The organism is Labilibaculum sp. (assembly GCF_041595635.1).
Classification (GTDB): domain Bacteria; phylum Bacteroidota; class Bacteroidia; order Bacteroidales; family Marinifilaceae; genus Labilibaculum.
On sequence record NZ_JBFHJW010000025.1, the window covers coordinates 18,640 to 38,410 of the forward strand.

The window sequence follows — 19,771 nt, forward strand, 5'->3', positions numbered from 1 at the left end:
AATACTAATCATCAATCATTATTAAAAAATTAACAGATGAATAAAATATATATAAAAATTGCAAGTATACTCCTTTTAATTGTCACATGTGTTTCATGTGCAGATGATTATTTGGAAACTTCTCCATCCAACTCTTACAGTGAGGATGTAGTTTTATCTACCACTACAAATGCCTATTATACCCTTAACGGAATTCATAGTCTGATTTACGACAGACGAGATGATGATTCCCAGGATGAAGCAGGACAAAGTTCTAATAATCTATTTTGCGAATTTGCAGCAGATGATGTTGTACTGTCGAGTGAAGGAAATGGCTGGTGGATTTACGATAGTAAATGGGAATCGCATACTTTAGAAACTAGTTCGTTAACGGATTATGTGTATGATTTTTACTACGATATCATTGCAAATGCGAATAAAATCCTTTCTGTAGTTGATGATTTGGATGGTACCGAATCAGAAATAAATGATATCAAAGGTCAGTGTTTAACCTATCGTGCTTATGCTCATTTTATGTTGGTTCAGTTTTATGGAGAGCGTTATGTAAATGGAGCAGATAACTCCAGTCGTGCGGTTCCCTTACTTAAAGAATATACTACAGAAGGACAACCAAAGGCTACCGTTGCAGAAATTTATACTCAGGTAACAAGCGATTTGGATGATGCAATTACTCTTTTGGAAGGCATAAGTCAGGATCATATTTCTAATATCAGTCAGGACATTGCCAAAGGAATTCGAGCACGTGTAGCATTGGTGATGCAGGATTGGAGCACAGCCTATGAATATGCTGCCGAAGTAAAAGTAAACTATAGTTTAATGGGCGAAGCCGAGTACAAATCAGGTTTTAATGATATTGAAGGAACTGAATGGATTTGGGGGAGTGAAATTAATGAAGAACAGAGTCGTTACTATGCTTCTTTTGCAGCCTATATAAGTTGTAATTTTAACTCCACCAATGTAAGAACAAATCCTAAGTTGATCAATAATTTACTTTACGATCAAATTTCAGATACTGATTATCGAAAAGATCTGTGGTTAGAAGATGCGGAATCTTATTCAGATTCATTAATTGATAATCTTGGTTTGCGAACAAGCCATAGTCTTGTTGATTATATGAATATAAAATTTCAGGCTGATGATCCAACCTCTACAGCTCTTGCAGGTGATGAGGTGTACATGAGAGTGTCGGAAATGTATTTGATCGAAGCTGAAGCATTAGCTAATGCTGGGCAAGATGCCAACGCAGCTGCTGTTTTATACGACTTGGTGAGTAAAAGAGATTCTGGTTATAGTTTGTCTACAAATACAGGTCAGGATCTAATTGATGAAATTTTATTGCAAAGAAGAATAGAATTATGGGGTGAAGGCTTCCGTTGGTTAGATTTGAAACGTAACGATCTTGCAATGGATAGGCAAAACTCAAATCATAATATAGCCGTGTGTGGAACATTATACGAGGATGCTCCATCGGTAAATTCAGATTGGCAGTTTCTAATTCCTCAAACAGAATTAGACACTAATGATAACTTAGAGAATTATTAGTAAAGTAAGTATGTGCAAATAACGAAAAGGTCGGATTTTTGAATCCGACCTTTTTTATTATTTTTTTTTCTAATGGCGTTTAGAATTTTAGCTTATAATTGGTTTGTTGCTGGTACACTTCTCCAGGATGCAACCATCCTTGTTTAAAGTTAGGATGATTTGGAGCATCAGGATATCCTTGAGCTTCAAGAGCAACCCCCGAGAAGGATCCAAATTTTTTCTTTTGTCCAGCAGAAATATACTTACCCGTGTACACTTGTAATCCAGGAAAGGTTGTAGCAATTTCCATGCTTACTTTTCCTTCTTTATCGCTTAGCTCGGCAATTTTTCTGGGAACGTCTGTCGATTCTCCAAAAGCATAACAGTCGTCGTAGTTTTCAATTTCTTCAATGTCTTTTGAAATTGTTTTTTTACGAGTAAAATCGAAAAGAGTCTTGCTTATGTTGTATAATTTTCCACTGGGAATTAGCAAATCGTTTGATTCTAAAATAAAGTTTGTATCAATTTGTAGTTGATGATCTAAGATACTCTCGAAATTATCAGATAAATTAAAATAAGAATGCTGGGTTAAATTAATGGGCGTAGTCTTATCAGTTACAGCTTTATAATGAACCTGAAACTCATTTTCATCAGTAAGCTTATAAATGACTTCGGTATTCAAATTTCCAGGAAAATTCTCCTCTCCGTCTACACTTAAATATGTTAATTTCAAATCAGTATCATTCAAAATCTCAGCTTTCCAAACTTTTTGGTCGAAGCCCGACATTCCACCATGTAAATGATGTATTCCATGGTTGCATGGAAGTTGAATTTCCTGTTCATTAAGTCTAACAAGTCCTTTGTTAATTCGGTTTCCGTAGCGACCAATTAATGCTCCAAAATATGGGCAGTTTGAAAGATATTCCTGATTGGTATATTCATCTAGAGAATCGAAGCCCAAAACAATATTTCTTTCCTCATTAGGTAAAGGAAGAGTTAAGGAGGTTAGAATTCCTCCATAATTAGTGATTTTTGCTTTTATTCCGTTTTTATTTTTGAGGGTATAGAGTTGCACTTTTTCTCCTTTAGGAGTCAATCCAAAATCAATTACATCTATCATTTAATAAATTGTTAGTTCAATTCTCGAAATTAAAACAATTTCTTCGTTTTTCTTTCCTGAGAAAGGTTAATTAAGCTGAAAAGCTTCAAATATTGTTTCGATACAAGCAATAATATTACTTATAAGATAACGGCTCCTTTAATTTTTTGAGCTTTAATGTAGATGTCAATGATCTCATCGGCCGATTTCATGACTATTTTTACCGTAATCCCGATAAATTTAAGATCTCTTGAGGTTTTGAATGCAAATTGTGTGTTTGCAGGAAAAAGACTTTTTACTGCCATTAATTTTTCATCGGTGTTGGGAATAACGAATTTAAACATGTACAAGGAAGGCCATGTCATTGATTCCATGAGTTGATAGCGAAGTTTAGAGTATTTTTCTTGTTCCATCTAGTTGTATTTGTATAAAAATGTGTTCAAAAATCGTAAATATTTTCCACTTCAGTAAGTTTTGATTCTTCTATCTTGGAATATTAACAAATAAAACCAGCTATTTGTTGTTCGCCAGCATCAATTCTAATGTTTTATCAAATTTGCGGCGAAACGTTTTAAATGTTTATAGTTTCGATCATTATTACTTATATTTATACATCACTATAAAGTTTTATGAATGCGTAGTAGTTAAATTACCACGAAACCATACTAACAATATCTATAAATGAATCGAAAGCTAATTATTGTTTTGCTAGTTGTAGCAACATTGGGAATTTCTTATGCAGGCATGAAGGGCTTAAGTAGTCTGAAAAAATCGCCGAAAAAGAGTTTAAATCAAAAAAAGTTACCTTTTGTTACTGTTGAACCGGTTCAATACCATCAAATATCTTCTCCAATTATTGAGAAGGGGCGCCTAGCTTCTAATCTTGAAGTAAGTGTGAGCTCGGAAGTTGCTGGTCGAATTATTGAAACCGGAGTGCCTCTAAAGGTGGGACAAAAATTTAAAAAAGGACAACTCTTAATTCGGATTTATGAGGAGGATGCTCAAATGGACTTGAGAGCTCAAAAAAGTCGTTTCCTGAATAAATTGGCGGAGAATTTGCCTGATATTAAAGTTGATTATGCAGATAATTTTGAAGAATGGATGAATTTTTTCAATTCGGTAAATCTGGAGGATAAAATTCCTGAATTGCCAAAGATCAGGTCAGACCAGGAAAAGGTTTTTATGGCGAGTCGAGATATTTTGGGAGATTATTATGCGATAAAAAGTGCTGAGGTTAAGCTAGATAAGCGCAGGATATATGCTCCCTTTGATGGGTCCTATGTTGAAGTGAATACACAAATTGGTTCGGTAGCTGGTATGGGAACTCGTTTGGCAGGAATCATCGAGTCAAACATGTTAGAACTTCAGGTTCCAATTGAAGCGGAGGATATTGTTTGGCTGAAATTAAATGATAAAGTGGATATTCTAGATGCCAATGGCAAGGTACTTTTTATTGGGAAATTAATTCGAAAGTCTGATTTTGTTGATCAGGGAACTCAGTCCATATCTGTTTTTGTAAAGCTTGAGAAATCTAAGGGGCAGGATTTGTATCAGGGACAGTTTTTAACGGCTCGTTTCAATGGGAAAATGATCGATAAGGCCATGGAAATACCCAGAAATGCAGTTTTTAGTTCCAATAAGGTTTTTGTGCTCGAAGGAGACATTCTTAAGCAAAAAGAAATCAATGTGATTAAACGAAATGATAATACTTTGGTTTTTAATGGTTTAAAGGAAGGAGAGAAGTTGGTTGTGGTGCCTCCGGTAAAGGCCATGGAAAATATGCAGGTGCAAATACAGAAATAACAAATCATGAGAACGATAATATCCCAATTTGTAAGATATCCGTTTTACGGTAAAATGATTATAGCTCTAATGATTATAGCTGGAGGTGTTTCGCTGGCCTACATGAAAAAATCATTTTTTCCCGAGACCGAGTCGAAAATAATTACGGTTAGCATGGTGTTTCCCGGTGCATCTCCTAAGGAAGTTGAGGAAGGAATAACCTCTAGAATAGAGGATGCTGTGCGAGGCATTGTGGGAATAAAGGAAATGAATTCAGTTTCGTCCGAAGGCTTTTCGCAATTGACAATTACTACAACTGGCGATTATGATTTAGATGAGACACTGGCCGATGTAAAGAATTCGGTAGATGGAATTCCTTCTTTTCCTTCAGGGGCCGAAAAAGCTGTTATAGCTAAGCAAAGAGCAACAACACCTGCAGTTCGACTTTCAGTTTCGGGCGATGTTGATCTCATACATCTGAAAAAATATGCCGATATCATCTATGATGATTTGATGCGATCCAAGCTGATGTCGCAAATTACTCTTTCAGGTTTTCCTAGTTTGGAGTTGTCGGTAGAAGTAGAGGAGGAAAATTTGCGACGATACAATCTCACATTCAGTGAAATATCAGCGGCCATAGCAAATAATAATATCGATATTTCGGGAGGAACAATAAAAAATCAAGTCGAGGAAATATTAATTCGAAGCCGAAATCGTTCCGTCGATCCCGATATAATTGGAGAAATTATTCTGAAAGCCAATCCTGATGGTAGTTACTTAAGAATTAGCGATGTGGCGAATATTCATTTTCAATTTCAGGATGTTCCAAATTCTACTTACATCAATAGGAATCCAGCAATTTCAATTTTTGTGAATAAGCTGAATGAAGAAGATTTGGAGGAAATATCAGACTATTGCAATCAATATGCTAAAGAATTTAATGCTGAGCATGATGATGTTCGTTTGGAAATAGGTTTCGATTTTATTAGTCTACTGCAATCGCGACTAAGTTTACTCTATAAAAATGGAGGTTATGGATTGTTGTTGGTTGTTATTGCGCTGGCTCTTTTCTTAAGTTTTCGTTTAGCTCTTTGGGTGGCGTGGGGAATACCTGCATCCTTTTTGGGGATGTTTATCATTGCTAATCTTATGGGGGTTACCATTAATATGATTTCTCTTTTTGGAATGATATTGATTATCGGGATTTTGGTAGATGATGGAATTGTAATTGGCGAAAATATTTACTCTCATTTCGAGAAAGGCAAAAGTCCCCGCCGTGCGGCTATCGATGGTACAATGGAAGTTGTTCCTGCAGTTCTTACTTCGGTAACTACTACTATGGTTGCTTTTTCACCATTATTGCTGATCACCGGGAATATGGAGTTTTTATACGAAATGGCTTTTGTAGTAGTGGCCTGTTTGAGTCTTTCTCTTTTCGAAAGCCTTTTTGTGCTACCTAGTCATGTTGGTAATGAAAAGGTTTTAAGACGAGATCGTAAGGATAATTTTTTTAATCAAATTCGGGAAAAAATTGAAAAAGGGATCATTTTTGTTCGAGATCGGGTTTATTCCGGGACTTTAGATCGTGCCGTTCGTTGGCGTTGGTTTATTGTATTTGTTCCGGTAGGATTAATTCTAATTACGGCTGGTTTGTTTAGTGGTGGATTCATACAAAGCACATTTTTCCCCAATGTGGCTTTCGATACTTTTTCAATAAACATAGCATATAAGCCAGGGAGTAATAATGAAATTACCATTGACCGCTTAAAGCAATTCGAAAATGCGGTTTGGGAGGTAAACGATGAGTTAAAGGAAGAATTTAAGGATACAGCAAATTTCATAAAATACACAAGTCTTTCTTCGGGCAATGCTTTTGGTGGACAGGAAGTGGGGCCGCATGCTGGTAATTTGTCGGTTACTTTACGTGATATGGAGGGCGCACCAGTTTCTAGTTTCCAAATCACCGATCGGGTGAAGCAAAAATTGGGAGATGTTAGTAATCTTGAAAAATTTACCATTGGAGCCAACAATCGTTGGGGAGCTCCAGTTTCTATAAGTTTGTTGGGTAACGATTTGGATCAATTGAATCAGGCCAATGATTATTTTCAGGATGAATTGCGAAAGATGGCCTCTTTGTACAATATAAATGACAATAATCCTTTGGGAAGTAGAGAGCTAAGAATAAAGCTAAAAGCCAAAGCCTATTATTTAGGCATGGATTTAAGTTCAGTTACTTCTCAAATAAGGCAAGGATTTTTTGGTGGCCAGGCTCAACGATTACAGGAGGGAAAAGATGAAATTAAGGTTTGGGTTCGATATCCCCGAAGCGACCGGGTTTTTATTGGGCAATTGGAAAACATGAGAATTCGTACCCCAAATGGTGAATTTCCCTTGTCGGAACTAATCGATTTTGAAATTTTACGAGGTCCTGTGAGCATACAGCGTTACAATGGTGCGCGTGAAATTCGGGTAGATGCAGAATTGATTGACCCTAATGAACCAGTGCCCCCTATTTTGGAGTACATTGAAAGTACCATTTTACCTGATTTGGAAGCTAAATATCCAAGTGTTCGTTCCGAATACCAAGGACAGCAGAAACGGTCATCGGAAGATATTGGGGAGCTTAAAATTTATTTTAGCATCGCCTTTATGCTGATTATTTTTATTGTGATGATTCATTTTAGAAGCTTTACACAGGGGATTATTGTGTTGTTAATGATTCCTTTGGGCTGGCTGGGATCTGCCTGGGGACATGGAGTCGAAGGTTTCCCTGTTTCAATGCTTAGTGTGTGGGGAATGGTTGCGCTTTCGGGAGTTATTATTAACGACGCGGTGGTATTTTTATCGAAGTATAATTTATTCGTAGAGGAAGGAATGGACCCTGAACCTGCGGTAAAAGCGGCAGGAAAAGCCAGGTTTAGAGCGATTGTTTTAACTACAATTACTACATCGGTTGGTTTGTATCCTTTAATTCTAGAAAACTCTTTTCAAGCTCAGTTTCTTATTCCTATGGCCATTGCTTTGGCTTATGGTGTTTTGGTTGGAACCTTGTTTATTCTACTCTTTTTCCCTGTTTTGATTTTAATTTTAAATGATATCAAAAGAATCAGTCAAAGTTTTTGGGAAGGGAAAAAAATCCCAGCAAGAGATGTGGAGCCTAAGGTGAAGGAATCGAATGTAAGTTTAGATTAAGATATAAATGGTCAGATTGTTATCTGGGAAACAATATAAAGAAGAAAAAATGATCAAAAAAGTATCATTACTCATTATTTTTATCTTGAGTGGACAGTTGTTTGTTCATGCTCAGGAGAAATTGAGTCTTTCCAAAGCCATTGAAATTGGATTGGAAAACAATTATCAATTAAAAATAGTTCGCAAATCGGAAGAGGTTTCGGAATTGAATAGTTCGTGGGGAAATGCAGGTCGCTACCCAAGTATTGAGTTTAATTTATCCAATCAAAATACGAAGGATTACAATGAAGATGCAGATTATTCGCTTCGGTATATTATTCCATCGCTTGATGTAAGTTGGACATTGTTTGATGGTTTTGCGGTGCAGATTCGAAAAGATAAATACGACGATTTAGCTCAATTGTCTAAGGGAAATACAGTGATCGCTATCGAAAATAAAATTGAACTGATAATTCTAGCCTATTATAAGGTTTTGTTGGAAAAAGAACGGCTCCAGGTAGCTGAAAAAATCATGAGTTTATCTTCAGATAGGTACGAGAAAGTAAAAGTAGGAAAGGAGTTGGGGAGTTCGGTTACCTTTGATGTTTTGCAAGCACAAAACGCTTGGTTACAAGATAGATCTTCATTTTTGATTGAGAAAGTAGATTTTAATAATTCGGTTCGCGATCTGAATTTTTTATTGGGAGTTAAAGAGAGTAATACCTATGCTTTCGCCGATGAATTTATACCGGTAGATGAAAAGTTTCAGATGGATGAGCTGCTTGATAAGATGCTTTCGGAAAACAACACGCTTAAAAATAGATACATACAAGAGGTGTTGTTGAAAAGAGATGTGGATTTGGCTCGGAGTAATTATTATCCTCAAATCTCTTTGGGGGCAGGAGTGCAACATTATTCAACTCGCTTAAAATACGATGGTCTTTCAGCTACGAACAGTAATTCTCATGACTTTTACGCTAATGTAAGTTTAAGTTTTATGATTTTTAATGGCAATTCGAACCGAAGAGCCATGCAAATTGCGAAGATACAGGAGGAAATCGGCAAAGTAGAAACGGAAGATATGAAGCATAGTTTGACCAATTTGTTAGCGCAACAATTCGAATTGTATGAGGTCAGAAGAGAACTGTATCTTCTTGCTCAAGAGAATTTAGTTGCCGCAGAACTTAATCTGAAAATTTCCAAGGATAAATACGAATCGGGAAGTATTAATTCCTTCAATTACCGGGATATTCAGATAACTTATCAGAATGTAGCTCTTGCACGAGTAAATGCTATTTTTAACCTAATAGAATCGAGGACAGCTTTAGTGCGAATGACGGGTGGAATTTTAACAGAGTAAGATTCTCAATAAATAATAGAACAAGCCATCGGATTTTCTGGTGGCTTTTTTTAGGAGCCAAAATTATCGGGAACCAAAACAGAAATTACCTCACCACTTACGCAAAGTACATCGTTGGCATACAATTCAGAAGAAACGATGGCTTTTCGATCACTGATTTCTTTAATTTTTCCACGAATTACAATTTCGCTATCTATAGGCGTTGGTTTTAGATATTTTACTTGTAGCGAGGCAGTCACACATCGAGGCGCATTTTGATTTGAAAGTTCAATTCCCTGATTTTTTGCCAATGCTAAAGCCGCCGATCCTGTTCCATGACAATCAATAAGTGAAGCTAGCAAACCTCCGTATACAAAGCCAGGAATTGCTGTATGATATTCTTTCGGAACAAAGCGAGTTATGGTGTTATCGCCATCCCAATAGGTCTTAATCTGATGGCCATGTTCATTTAATTTTCCACATCCATAACAATGAGAAAAATGGTCGGGATAGTAATCTTGAATTGCTTTCATGTTATTTATTTTTATTTACGGCATTATACAGTAGGTGATAAAAGATAGGAATTGATTTTTCATTTAGAAAGGAATAGGCTTAGTATTTAATGAGTGCAGATAAAATGGAATAAGTAGGAATGTAGTACTTATAGAATAATAAATTTCCACAGTGACAAAAAATAAGTACATGAAACTTAGGTCTGAATGATAGTATTAAAAGCAAAAGGAATAAGCTAGAGTTGATTAAATTGGAAAAACATTTTAAGATCATGAGGCTTTGTATTAAAAAATGCTTTGTTTTGTAGCATTAAATTTTAAAAAATCTATTATGGTGAAAAAGTACCTACGACTTGTAATCGCTGGAATTCTGTTTTTAGGATCTATCCTTCTTTTTGTAAAAGGTTTAGTATCACTTGGCATTTTAGTGCTTCTTCTTTCAGGACTGTTTGTGTTAGTGCATTTCAAGAACGAAATGAATTTACTTGCATTTTATTTTGTGAGAAAAAATAAGCTAGAGAAAGCTGCTAAGGTATTGGCCCGAGTAAAGCATCCAGAATTGATGATTAAAAGTCAGGAAGCCTATTTTTACTACCTTTCGGCACTAATTGAAGTACAAAGTCATAGTAACTCTAAGGCGGAAAAAAACTTCAAGAAAGCCTTAAAGATTGGTCTTCGTTTAAAAAACGATCAGGCTGTTGCTAAGTTGAATCTTTCAGGAATTGCCTTGTCGCAGAGAAATAAAAAACTGGCTACCTATTATTTGCAGGAAAGTAAGAAGCTAGACAAACAAAAATTATTAACCGCACAAATCAGAGAAATAGAAGGAATGATGAAACGGATCTAAGCCTTTCTTTTCAAAATCTACATTTTGACCCTTAGAGTAGAATGTTGTTAGATAAACGTATTGCAAAGGACTTGATAAAATGAGGAGTTTTCGTTTTATCAGGTCTTTTTTTTCTATTGGAATTAATGCTATTTTAAATATGTGTTGTATCAAAACTATATTTGTGGCTAATCAAGTGATACTTCCCTAGGAATTTCAAGAAAGAAAACTCTACGTTGAGATTGTATTTATTATTTAGAGTAAGTACGACAAATGAATACATTTTTTTAATTTTGCCTTGTTCGATTAAGGATGACTTTAATGCGGGGATATGGATTATAAAAACATTATTATTAAGATTCGAAGGATTGTTAGGTCCATCAATTTGGAATCTAAGAAAATACAGAAAAACTATGGTGTAAGTATTCCACAAGTGTTGTGTTTGGAGTATTTAAAGAACTCTCCAAATTATCAGGCTACGCAAAAAAGTATCAGGGATCATTTGAATCTAAATTCAAGTACGGTTACAGGAATTATTGGCCGATTGGAAAAGAAAGGGTTACTTGCCCGACTGCCGAAGTCTGGAGATAGAAGAGTAACCACAATTACACTTACTTCAATTGGTGATGATGTACTTAGGGCAACTCCAGATCTTCTTCAACAAAGATTAGCGATTAAACTAAAGAGAATACCTGTCGAGAAATTGAAGATTATTGGTGAATCATTAGATCTTTTGGTTGAAATGCTAGAAATTGAAGGCCTCGATGCTTCTCCACTGCTCACTGCCGAAGATGTAATTAAAGAGGAATTGATTGAACCACAATCACCTCATGAATCTTCCTTTGATTGATAGTCGTATTAATATCTCCTTCTGAGAAACTTCATGAAAAGTACCCAGTTTGGTTTTTATCCGGAAAGTAAACTGGAATTACTAAAATATCATTCTCTTTTATGGCTTATTGAGCTAATCGGCAAGTGGTGTAGATGGTTTGTTATACGCTTGCAGGATTGGCGGAACCACTTTATCTCAGCTCTTAAACTGATCAACTAAAATATTCTAATTGTTATAGGTAGATCTTTTCTTGATATTCAAGCATAAGATTCTGAAATGTTTTATTTCGTAATCTGAAAAAGTTTCTCTAGAAACAAATGTATTCCGGGCTTTCAATAAATGGGCTGCGATTTATCAATTAGATAGATCTGAAATATAAATGGGCTTGTTAGGTCAAGATCCACAGGTAGTTGTAATGTTTGCGCCGTGGGAATGCAATAAAGCAGTTTTGGATTTCTTAAAATTACCTCTATATTTGTCGCACAGAAACAAATTATGCATGTCGTACTTTTAAAATGACCTCCCTTAGGCTGAAACCATCAATTTCTTTCAGATTATACCTATAATGGTTGTCTGATTTTTTAGGCTTTGTATTTATTGCGGCATATTTCTTATAATGCAAGTTTTGTTTTTTTGAGAAATAGAAACCACGATGAAAACCTATAGCACAGAAAGTTGGAAAATTACTCGACCTCCATGTTATTATACGAATTGAAAATACTTTACATATAGGGTGTTTTTAATCCATGAGTGTTTATACATCTTTAAAAGCAGATTATTGTAAGAAAAAATACGTGATGTATTTTCTGTTTGAATACTATGAGTAGGGTTGTGATGCAATGTTTGAAGCAAATTAAAAGTTTGCTACGCATGTAAGAAAGCACCTCGAAATTAAAAATGCACAACCTTTACCTTCAGAGACACTTAGTAGCCGTTAATTTATTTGCGTTTTTCCGGATAGTCCTAAACCGGGTGTTTTTGTTTATGTAAATTCTTTGTTTGAAAGGGAAAGTTTGATTCTATAAGATCAAATTTATAAGAGCTACCAATGATATCCTTATTGGTTGTTTTTTAGTTGGTAAAGAATTGGTTAGGTGAACAAAAGGATGTGTGTAGGAGTGGATTATTTTTAGAATCTAATGGACTTCCGGAATAACTAAACTATTTAATTTATGAATTTCAGAAAATTGTGTAAGAATATTCCTTCAAGAATATTCCTTTTAGTAGTTTTTATGACCTTAGGAACCGTTGTTAGTGTTGCTCAGGAAATAAAAGAGGATTACGTTAAATTTGGTGGTGCTTTGCGTTACAATATTTATGATAAAAGTTGGACGGATGATAAAACAGATCCTCAATTTGCCTGGGATACCTGGCGTTTGAATGTAGATGCTCGTACTTCGGGAGTTGATTTGAGTTTTGAATACAGATTCTACCCTGGTGATGATACGCATTTTTTGCATCATGGCTACCTTGGCTATGCTTTTAACGAGAATCTATATATGAAATTAGGTGTTACTCAGGTTCCTTTCGGAATTGGCAAGTATGCTTCACACTGCTGGTGGTTCCAGATGCCATACTACATTGGACTTGAGGATGATTATGATGCTGGAATAACTTTTGAGTACAAGGGAATTAAAAATCTAATTCTGGATGTAGCGTACTTTCGTCAGGCTGAACCCCAAGGAAGCCCGAATTTCTCGGCTCGTTACTCCTACGATATTACTTCTTCTGATGATGCCTCAATTAAAGAGCTTAATCAGTTCAATATTAGGGCTGCTTACCAACTTACAAAAAATGTTGAGCTAGGTGTTTCGGGTCAGGTTGGTCAAAATTACAATACCGTTTTAGAGGAAGCTGAAAGCTCAACTGCTTTTGCCGGACATGTTGTAGCAAATTTCGGCAAGTTCAATTTTAAAGGAGAGTATATTCGTTACGATTATGGGGCGAAAGACAACCTGGGAAATACCTTGGATAAAGTTCAAATGGGAGCTTATTCGTACGATTATAATGTGGCCGCCAAAGCGGATGTTTATGTTGCCGGCTTAGCCTATTCCATGGATGTGGAATTTGGACCGATTAGCAACGTTCAAGCTTATGTTGATTATTCAATTATCGACAAGAGAAAAGCTGGTTTCAAAAGTTCGCAACATTTGATTCCTGGTTTCTTGATTACTGCTGGAAGTATTTACACATATGTTGATTGGGCATTTGGGAAAAACAATGCTTGGCTGGGAGCATGGACTGATGGTTTGGCAGAAGGAAGTCCTGATGCCGATTGGGAAAATCGATTCAATGTAAACATAGGCTATTATTTCTAAAAAAACATACAATGAATAAAACAAAGATAGCTGTTAAGGATTTGTACCTTATTTTTGGTTCTCGCAAGAAAGAAGCCTTGCGTTTAGTGAAGAAAGGGGTTAGTAAGCAAGAGATTTTAAAGAAAACCAACTGCACCATAGCTGTAAAAAATGCAAACTTTGATATTAAAGAAGGAGAGATTTTTGTGGTGATGGGACTTTCTGGTAGTGGAAAGTCTAGTTTAATTCGCTGCCTGAATCGATTGAACAAGTCTACATCTGGAGAAATTAAAGTGAATGGAAAAGATGTGGTAAGTATGGATAAAAAGCTTTTGATGGAATTGCGAAGGAAGGAGATGGCTATGGTATTTCAAAATTTTGGTTTACTGCCACACCGCACTGTGGTTTCCAATACTGCTTTCGGATTAGAAATTCACGGAATTGAGAAGGAAGAAAGAGAAAAAATTGCCTTACAAACCCTTGCTACTGTTGGTTTGCAAGGCTATGAGTACAAGATGACCTCTGAGTTGAGTGGAGGTATGCAGCAGCGAGTGGGCCTTGCCCGAGCCTTAGCTACCGATCCTGAAGTTTTACTTATGGATGAAGCTTTTAGTGCGTTGGATCCACTCATCCGAAGCAATATGCAGGATGAGTTATTGGATTTGCAGAAGAAGCTCAAGAAAACCATCGTATTTATTACTCATGATCTGGATGAAGCCCTAAAGTTAGGAGATCGCATTGCTATCATGAAGGATGGAGAAATTGTTCAGGTGGGAACACCAGAGGATATTCTTGTGGAGCCAGCCGACGACTATGTAAAAGCTTTTGTAGAGAATGTAGATAGGAGTACCATTGTAACTGCTGGATCTATCATGTTTACAGGAAAGGATGTTGGTAAATTGATACTTGAAAAAGATGGACCTGCTTTGGCTTTGCGTCGCATGCGGGAAAGAGGAGTAGATCGTTTGCCAGTAGTGGATAAAAGTAATGTTTTTCTTGGTTGGGTAAAAGCACTTGAAGTTGCTGAGTTAAAAAAACAAAATGTGCGTAGCTTGGAAACAATTCTGATTGATGAGGTTCCCTTGGTTGATGCGGATACTTTAGCTGCTGACCTTTTGCCTCTGTTTATCGATCATACTTTGCCTTTAACCGTGGTTAGCAGTGACAAAGAACTGCAGGGAATTGTGGTGCACTCTTCTGTAATTGCCGAGGTAATTGGTAAGGAACGAGAGGAAGTAATTCAAATAAAAGAAAAAGGAGGTACTTACGATGGAGAAAATTAACATAGGAAAATATGTCGAAAGTGGAATCGAATGGTTGTCTATAAAAGGAGCGCCCGTTTTTGATGCCATTACGAATGGAGTTGAATCTTTAGTGGAAGGATTTCAGAATATTTTATTGGCACCACATCCTTTTGTTGTTATATTTTTGATTGCTGCCTTGGCTTATTATCTGGGTACAAGTAAGGGAAGTTTGCTAAAAAAAGAAGGTTGGAAAGAGGCCGGTGGAATGTTTGTCTTTACGATTTTCGGACTTTTACTGTTGTGGGGAATGCATTTCTGGGAAGAAACCATGCAGACTTTGTCATTGGTAATAATATCAACATTTATTGCACTATTGATTGGAATTCCTTTGGGGATATGGTCAGCTAGGAGCAATCGGGCACAGCGCACCATTCGCCCCATACTTGACTTTATGCAAACTATGCCTGCTTTTGTGTACCTTATTCCTGCTATTCTTTTCTTTTCGGTAGGAAATGTGCCCGGGGTTGTTGCAACTGTTGTGTTTGCTTTGCCTCCAGGGGTACGTTTAACAAATTTAGGAATTCGAAATGTTCCCAAAGAAGTGGTTGAGGCAGCCTATTCTTTCGGAAGTACTCCTCGTCAGGTTCTTTATAAAGTGCAAATTCCCTTGGCTAAGTCTTCAATATTAGCAGGAGTTAATCAGGTAATTATGCTTTCGCTTTCCATGGTAGTTATTGCTTCTATGGTAGGAGCTGCCGGATTAGGTGAAAAGGTATACACTGGTATTTTAAAAGCAGATATTGGTTTGGGATTCGAAGCTGGGCTTGGTATCGTGATTCTAGCGATTATCCTGGATCGTATCTCACAGTTTTTGGGTGGTACTCAAAACAAAGAGAAAAAATAAATTAACTTGAAAAATCTAAAATGATGAAAAATTTTAAGAAAGCAATCAAATTGCTTCCCATTATTTTGCTTAGCTTACTAATGGTTCAGGGATGTAATCCTAAAAAAAAGAGTGGTAAAAAAGAGGTGTTAATTCTGTATCCTAATTGGGCTGAAGGCATTGCATTTACTCATTTAGCAAAAGCTGCCCTTGATGATATGGGATATGCTGCGGTGGTGAAACCAATCGAACCAGGACCAATTTATGCTTCATTAGCTAAAGGTGATGCAGATTTATTTTTAGATGCTTGGTTACCAAATACACATAAAGAATACTGGGATAAGTTTGGTTCGAAAATTGACAAAATTGGAGAAATATTTACTGGCGGTACAACGGGTATTGTAGTGCCTTCTTATGTAGATATTAATTCCATAGAAGACTTAACTGCAAACAAGGATAAGTTTGAAGGTAAAATTATTGGAATTGGTAGTGGAGCTGGAATACACGGAAACACCGAGAAAGCTATTGAGGCTTACGATTTGGATTTTAAACAAATTACCTCTTCGGGTCCAGCCATGTTGGCAAGCTTAAAAAAAGGTATACAACGTAACGAATGGGTTGCTGTTACAGGTTGGAAACCTCATTTTATGTGGGCACAATATGATATTAAATATCTTGATGATCCCAAAGGGATATTCCCCGAAGATGCTTGTGAGATTTTGGCACGTAAAGGTTTTGCCAAAGATTTTCCTGAATTGGCAACATTCTTTGGAAATTTCAATTTGGCCGAAGATCAGTTGTACAGCCTTATGGCAGCGATCAATAAGTCAGATAGTCCTGAAGTGGCGGCCAAAGAATGGTACGAACAAAATAAGGTATTGGTGAAGAGTTGGATGCCTAAGAAATAGATTTCTACATTAGATACTCATAAGAAAAGGGAACAACTAGGAATTAACTATTCCTAGTTGTTCCCTTTTTTTTGCGCAAAATAAATGGTTGGCAATATTTATGCAGGAGTCATAAATTAAAAGGGAATAAGATTGTTAGAGTCCTTTATTTCAGGACAATAATGGAGGAGAAAGATAATTCTAAACTGATATCTTTTTTCGTTATTGGAAGATAGGCTTGATGATCAGTATAATATTTGTCTTTCAATTATGAATTGTTAGAGGCTGCTTTACTAAGAATGGCTAGGCTATGAAAATAATTATCATAAATTAAATAGAAATAAAAGTAAGAAGGAATGTTAAACCTTACACTTTAAATTTTTATGGTTTAATGAAATAATTTTGGTAATATTACTTGTTGATATTGTTTCGTGTGGTAATATTAAAAATCAACTGCGTTGTTTGTAATAAACCATTGATGTAAAAATTATTAAGTGTAAAATGAAAGTTTATTTTTTAGTTTAAAATGATCTATTTGTTAATGTTATGATTATCACTAATTATTAACCGTCTAAAGTATATTAATGATTTCTAAAAAACTATTAGAACATTCCCCAATATGTTATGCTCAGATTGGCAAAAATAAAGAAACTTTATATGTTAATTCTGCCTTGTCATTTTTTACAGGATATTCAGAAAAGGAATTAATGGGATTGGAGTTGGCTGACCTTACCTATGCAGAGGATTTTAGGAAGAGTGTTAAGTTGTTTGATCGGTTAGTGAAAGGAGAAATTAATGAATATCGACTTGAAAAACGTTACATACATAAATCAGGAAAAGTAATTTGGGCAGACTTGTTTGTTGCTCATGTCTTAGATGAAAAACTTGATTCCGGACATTCAATATTGGTTACTATAGTTGATATCACTCAAAAAAAAGAAAATGAGTTTTCATTAAGAACAGAAGAATCAAATTTTAAGGAATTGTTTATGAATATTCCTGAGGCAATGGGGATATATTCGGTAGAAACAAATGAGATACTTGAGGTGAACAAAGCAGCAATCCTCTTGAGTGGTTACCATAAGAAAGAGTTGTTGGGTATGGATGCTGCAATATTTTTGCAGCAGAAGGATAAGGTAAACTTCAAGAATTTGGCTGATAAAAACAAATTAAGTTATGGGGATAGACAAATTTGGGAAGGAACAAAAAAAACTGGAAAAACCAGATTGGTAAAGTCTTTTTCATATCCAATTGAATACAAAGGAATACAGGCACGTAATGCCGTTATTGTAGATGTTACAGAGAGGGAAAGTGCAATAAAAATCATTAAAGAGAATGAAGCACTAATAAATCAGTCTGAGAGATTAGCAGGCATGGGAAGCTGGGAATGGGACATTCTAAATGATGTTACCAAATGGTCGAAAAACATGTATCATTTATACCAAGTAGACCCTAACGCAACCATTCTTTCTTTTGACTATTTTATGAGTAGGGTGCATCCTGATGATCGGTTTATTCTCAATAAGGCATACGAGCAATTAGAAAAAGACAAACGGAAAATTGAAATTGTGTTTCGAGTACCATTTCCTGATGATCAGGTGATGTGGGTGCGAAAAATAATCATGCCATACTTTGAGAATAATCAAATGGTTCGATTGCAAGGGGTGGATATTAATATTACAGAAAAGAAGAAACATGAGGATGAGTTATTATTGAAAGATCAGGCCTTAAAATCCTCTTTAAATGCAATTGGAATTTCTGATTTAAGTTTAAGATTAGAGTTTGCAAATAATGCATTGCTAGAGCTGTGGGGCTACTCAAATCAGGAAGTTTTGGGTAAATCAGTGATGGATTTTTTGGTTGGTGACAGTAAATATAAAACAGTAGAAGAATTGCTAGAAAAGGGGTTTTGTGTTGGGGAAGCTACTGGGGTAAGAAAAAACGGTACTTTTTTTGATTTGCTTTATTCAGCTACAGTATTAAAAGATTCAGAAGGCAAGCCTGTAAAATTATTTGGTTCATTTGTTGATATTACAGAAAGGGAAAAAAAGGCGAAAAGAAAACAAATATTACTTAACCTATCAAAAAAATCATTTCTACATTTTAGTGTAGAAAGTTATTTGGAGGAAGTTCATAATGAGCTGAAGCAGATGATGAATGTTGATAATTTTTATGTAGCCTTATACGATAAAAAAACAAATAAATATGTTTTTCCACTTCATATCGATGAATTTGAAGATTATGACCCAAGTATTCCTGTTCCTTTAGAGAATACATTGACAGACTATGTTAGGAAGACAGCTAAAAGTATATTAATTACAAATGCAGTTGAGGAGGAAATAAGTCTGCAAAATAAAATTCAAGAAGTTGGAGCACCTTCTTTTGTTTGGTTAGGGGTTCCATTGTTTAATTCTTTAAGTACTGAGGTAGTTGGTGTTGTGTGTGTTCAGGACTATAAAGATGAAAAAGCATATTCGAAAGATGATTTAGAAACTCTTGAAATTATTGCTAGTGATATAGGCTCATTTGTTGAGAGGATTAGGTTATTTAATAGCCTAAGTGAGGCCAAAGCTGCTGCAGAGGAAAGTGATAAGTTAAAATCGGCCTTTCTGGCTAATATGAGTCACGAAATACGTACGCCTATGAATGGTATTCTAGGGTTTACTAATTTGCTTCTGGAACTCGATTTAGACAATGAGAATAGAGAGGAATATATAAAAATAATTCACCAATCGGGTGAACGGATGCTGAATACTGTGAATGATATTGTAGAGGTTTCGAAAATTCAAGCAGGAGCTATTGGTGTTGACAAAGTGAAATTTAATCTAAATCAAAGTGTTTTGGAGGTGATAAATTTCTTCCAATGCGAAGTCCAAGAAAAAGGATTAATTCTTCAATTTGAAAATGAAATACCAAAGGTGTGTTCGGAAGTATGTATTGACAAAGTGAAGTTTGAGGGTGTTTTAATCAATTTAATAAAAAATGCCATTAAGTATACTGATATTGGAAAAATACTTGTTAGTCATCAAATAAAATCTCAATCTATCGAATTCTGCATAAAGGACACAGGCATAGGAATTCCTCAACATCGATTAGACTCTGTGTTTAATTGTTTTGAACAAGTTGAAAATTCAATCAAAAGAAGTTATGATGGCTCGGGTCTTGGGCTTGCAATAGCAAAATCTTATGTAAATATTTTGGGAGGTGAAATTTGGGTTCAGTCCACAGAAGGAGTTGGTTCAGAATTCTATTTTACCATTCCTTGCCAATCGGAAATGACACTTTCCGGAATAGCATCAGATAGGGGCAGGCTAAACGCCTAACCCACTAAATTTTATTTTCATCCTTTCAGGGCTAAGTTTATGTCCAATATTTTCA

Annotated in this window: 14 protein-coding genes; 11 read left to right on the forward strand and 3 right to left on the reverse strand. The window is 35.7% G+C overall.

The window, feature by feature from the left end:
* Positions 1-36: 36 nt before the first annotated feature.
* Positions 37-1,542, forward strand: coding sequence for a RagB/SusD family nutrient uptake outer membrane protein (locus ABYT26_RS09145; protein ID WP_372753097.1), 1,506 nt, complete (start codon positions 37-39; stop codon positions 1,540-1,542).
* 79 nt (positions 1,543-1,621) lie between these two features.
* On the opposite strand, the gene ABYT26_RS09150 is transcribed toward ABYT26_RS09145, so the two are convergent.
* Together ABYT26_RS09150 and ABYT26_RS09155 are read right to left on the reverse strand one after the other, a co-directional pair.
* Positions 1,622-2,641 carry an aldose epimerase family protein gene (locus tag ABYT26_RS09150; RefSeq protein ID WP_372753099.1) on the reverse strand — a complete coding sequence of 340 codons (1,020 nt, stop codon included), beginning with the start codon at positions 2,639-2,641 and terminating at the stop codon, positions 1,622-1,624.
* A 119-nt stretch (positions 2,642-2,760) separates the two neighbouring features.
* On the reverse strand, positions 2,761-3,033 hold the full coding sequence (locus ABYT26_RS09155) for a hypothetical protein (protein ID WP_372753101.1): 273 nt from the start codon (positions 3,031-3,033) through the stop codon (positions 2,761-2,763).
* 268 nt (positions 3,034-3,301) lie between these two features.
* Here ABYT26_RS09155 and ABYT26_RS09160 point away from each other — a divergent pair, with 268 nt between their 5' ends.
* The 3 genes from ABYT26_RS09160 to ABYT26_RS09170 are packed head-to-tail and all read left to right on the forward strand — an operon-like array spanning position 3,302 to position 8,933.
* Positions 3,302-4,423 (forward strand): efflux RND transporter periplasmic adaptor subunit, encoded by a 1,122-nt coding sequence (locus ABYT26_RS09160; protein ID WP_372753103.1) that lies wholly within the window; start codon positions 3,302-3,304, stop codon positions 4,421-4,423.
* A 6-nt stretch (positions 4,424-4,429) separates the two neighbouring features.
* The gene (locus ABYT26_RS09165; protein WP_372753105.1) at positions 4,430-7,594 is read left to right on the forward strand and encodes an efflux RND transporter permease subunit; all 3,165 of its coding nucleotides are present in this window, start codon (positions 4,430-4,432) and stop codon (positions 7,592-7,594) included.
* Between the two features lie 49 nt (positions 7,595-7,643).
* Positions 7,644-8,933: a TolC family protein gene (locus ABYT26_RS09170; RefSeq protein ID WP_372753107.1), complete on the forward strand. Its 1,290-nt coding sequence runs from the start codon at positions 7,644-7,646 to the stop codon at positions 8,931-8,933.
* A gap of 50 nt (positions 8,934-8,983) precedes the next feature.
* Here the strand turns inward: ABYT26_RS09170 and ABYT26_RS09175 are convergent, their stop codons facing one another.
* Complete coding sequence (locus ABYT26_RS09175; RefSeq protein WP_372753109.1) at positions 8,984-9,445, reverse strand: PaaI family thioesterase; 462 nt, start codon at positions 9,443-9,445, stop codon at positions 8,984-8,986.
* A gap of 310 nt (positions 9,446-9,755) precedes the next feature.
* On the opposite strand from ABYT26_RS09175, the gene ABYT26_RS09180 reads away from it, so the two are divergent.
* The 7 genes from ABYT26_RS09180 to ABYT26_RS09210 all read left to right on the forward strand — a co-directional run bounded on the left by ABYT26_RS09180 (position 9,756) and on the right by ABYT26_RS09210 (position 19,716).
* A complete protein-coding gene (locus ABYT26_RS09180; protein WP_372753111.1) occupies positions 9,756-10,271 on the forward strand; it encodes a hypothetical protein in 516 nt (171 codons plus the stop codon).
* 310 nt (positions 10,272-10,581) lie between these two features.
* Positions 10,582-11,100, forward strand: a complete 519-nt coding sequence (locus ABYT26_RS09185; protein WP_372753113.1) for a MarR family winged helix-turn-helix transcriptional regulator — start codon at positions 10,582-10,584, stop codon at positions 11,098-11,100.
* Between the two features lie 1,154 nt (positions 11,101-12,254).
* Entirely contained in the window at positions 12,255-13,400 is a 1,146-nt protein-coding gene (locus tag ABYT26_RS09190; protein WP_372753115.1) for a hypothetical protein, read from the forward strand.
* Between the two features lie 11 nt (positions 13,401-13,411).
* Complete coding sequence (locus tag ABYT26_RS09195) at positions 13,412-14,662, forward strand: glycine betaine/L-proline ABC transporter ATP-binding protein (protein ID WP_372753117.1); 1,251 nt, start codon at positions 13,412-13,414, stop codon at positions 14,660-14,662.
* Positions 14,649-15,527 carry an ABC transporter permease gene (locus ABYT26_RS09200; RefSeq protein ID WP_372753119.1) on the forward strand — a complete coding sequence of 293 codons (879 nt, stop codon included), beginning with the start codon at positions 14,649-14,651 and terminating at the stop codon, positions 15,525-15,527. Before ABYT26_RS09195 ends, ABYT26_RS09200 begins: the two co-directional genes overlap by 14 nt.
* Before the next feature lie 20 nt (positions 15,528-15,547).
* Complete coding sequence (locus ABYT26_RS09205) at positions 15,548-16,414, forward strand: glycine betaine ABC transporter substrate-binding protein (RefSeq protein ID WP_372753121.1); 867 nt, start codon at positions 15,548-15,550, stop codon at positions 16,412-16,414.
* Positions 16,415-16,977: 563 nt separating this feature from the next.
* Positions 16,978-19,716, forward strand: coding sequence for a PAS domain S-box protein (locus tag ABYT26_RS09210; RefSeq protein ID WP_372753123.1), 2,739 nt, complete (start codon positions 16,978-16,980; stop codon positions 19,714-19,716).
* Positions 19,717-19,771 lie beyond the last annotated feature (55 nt).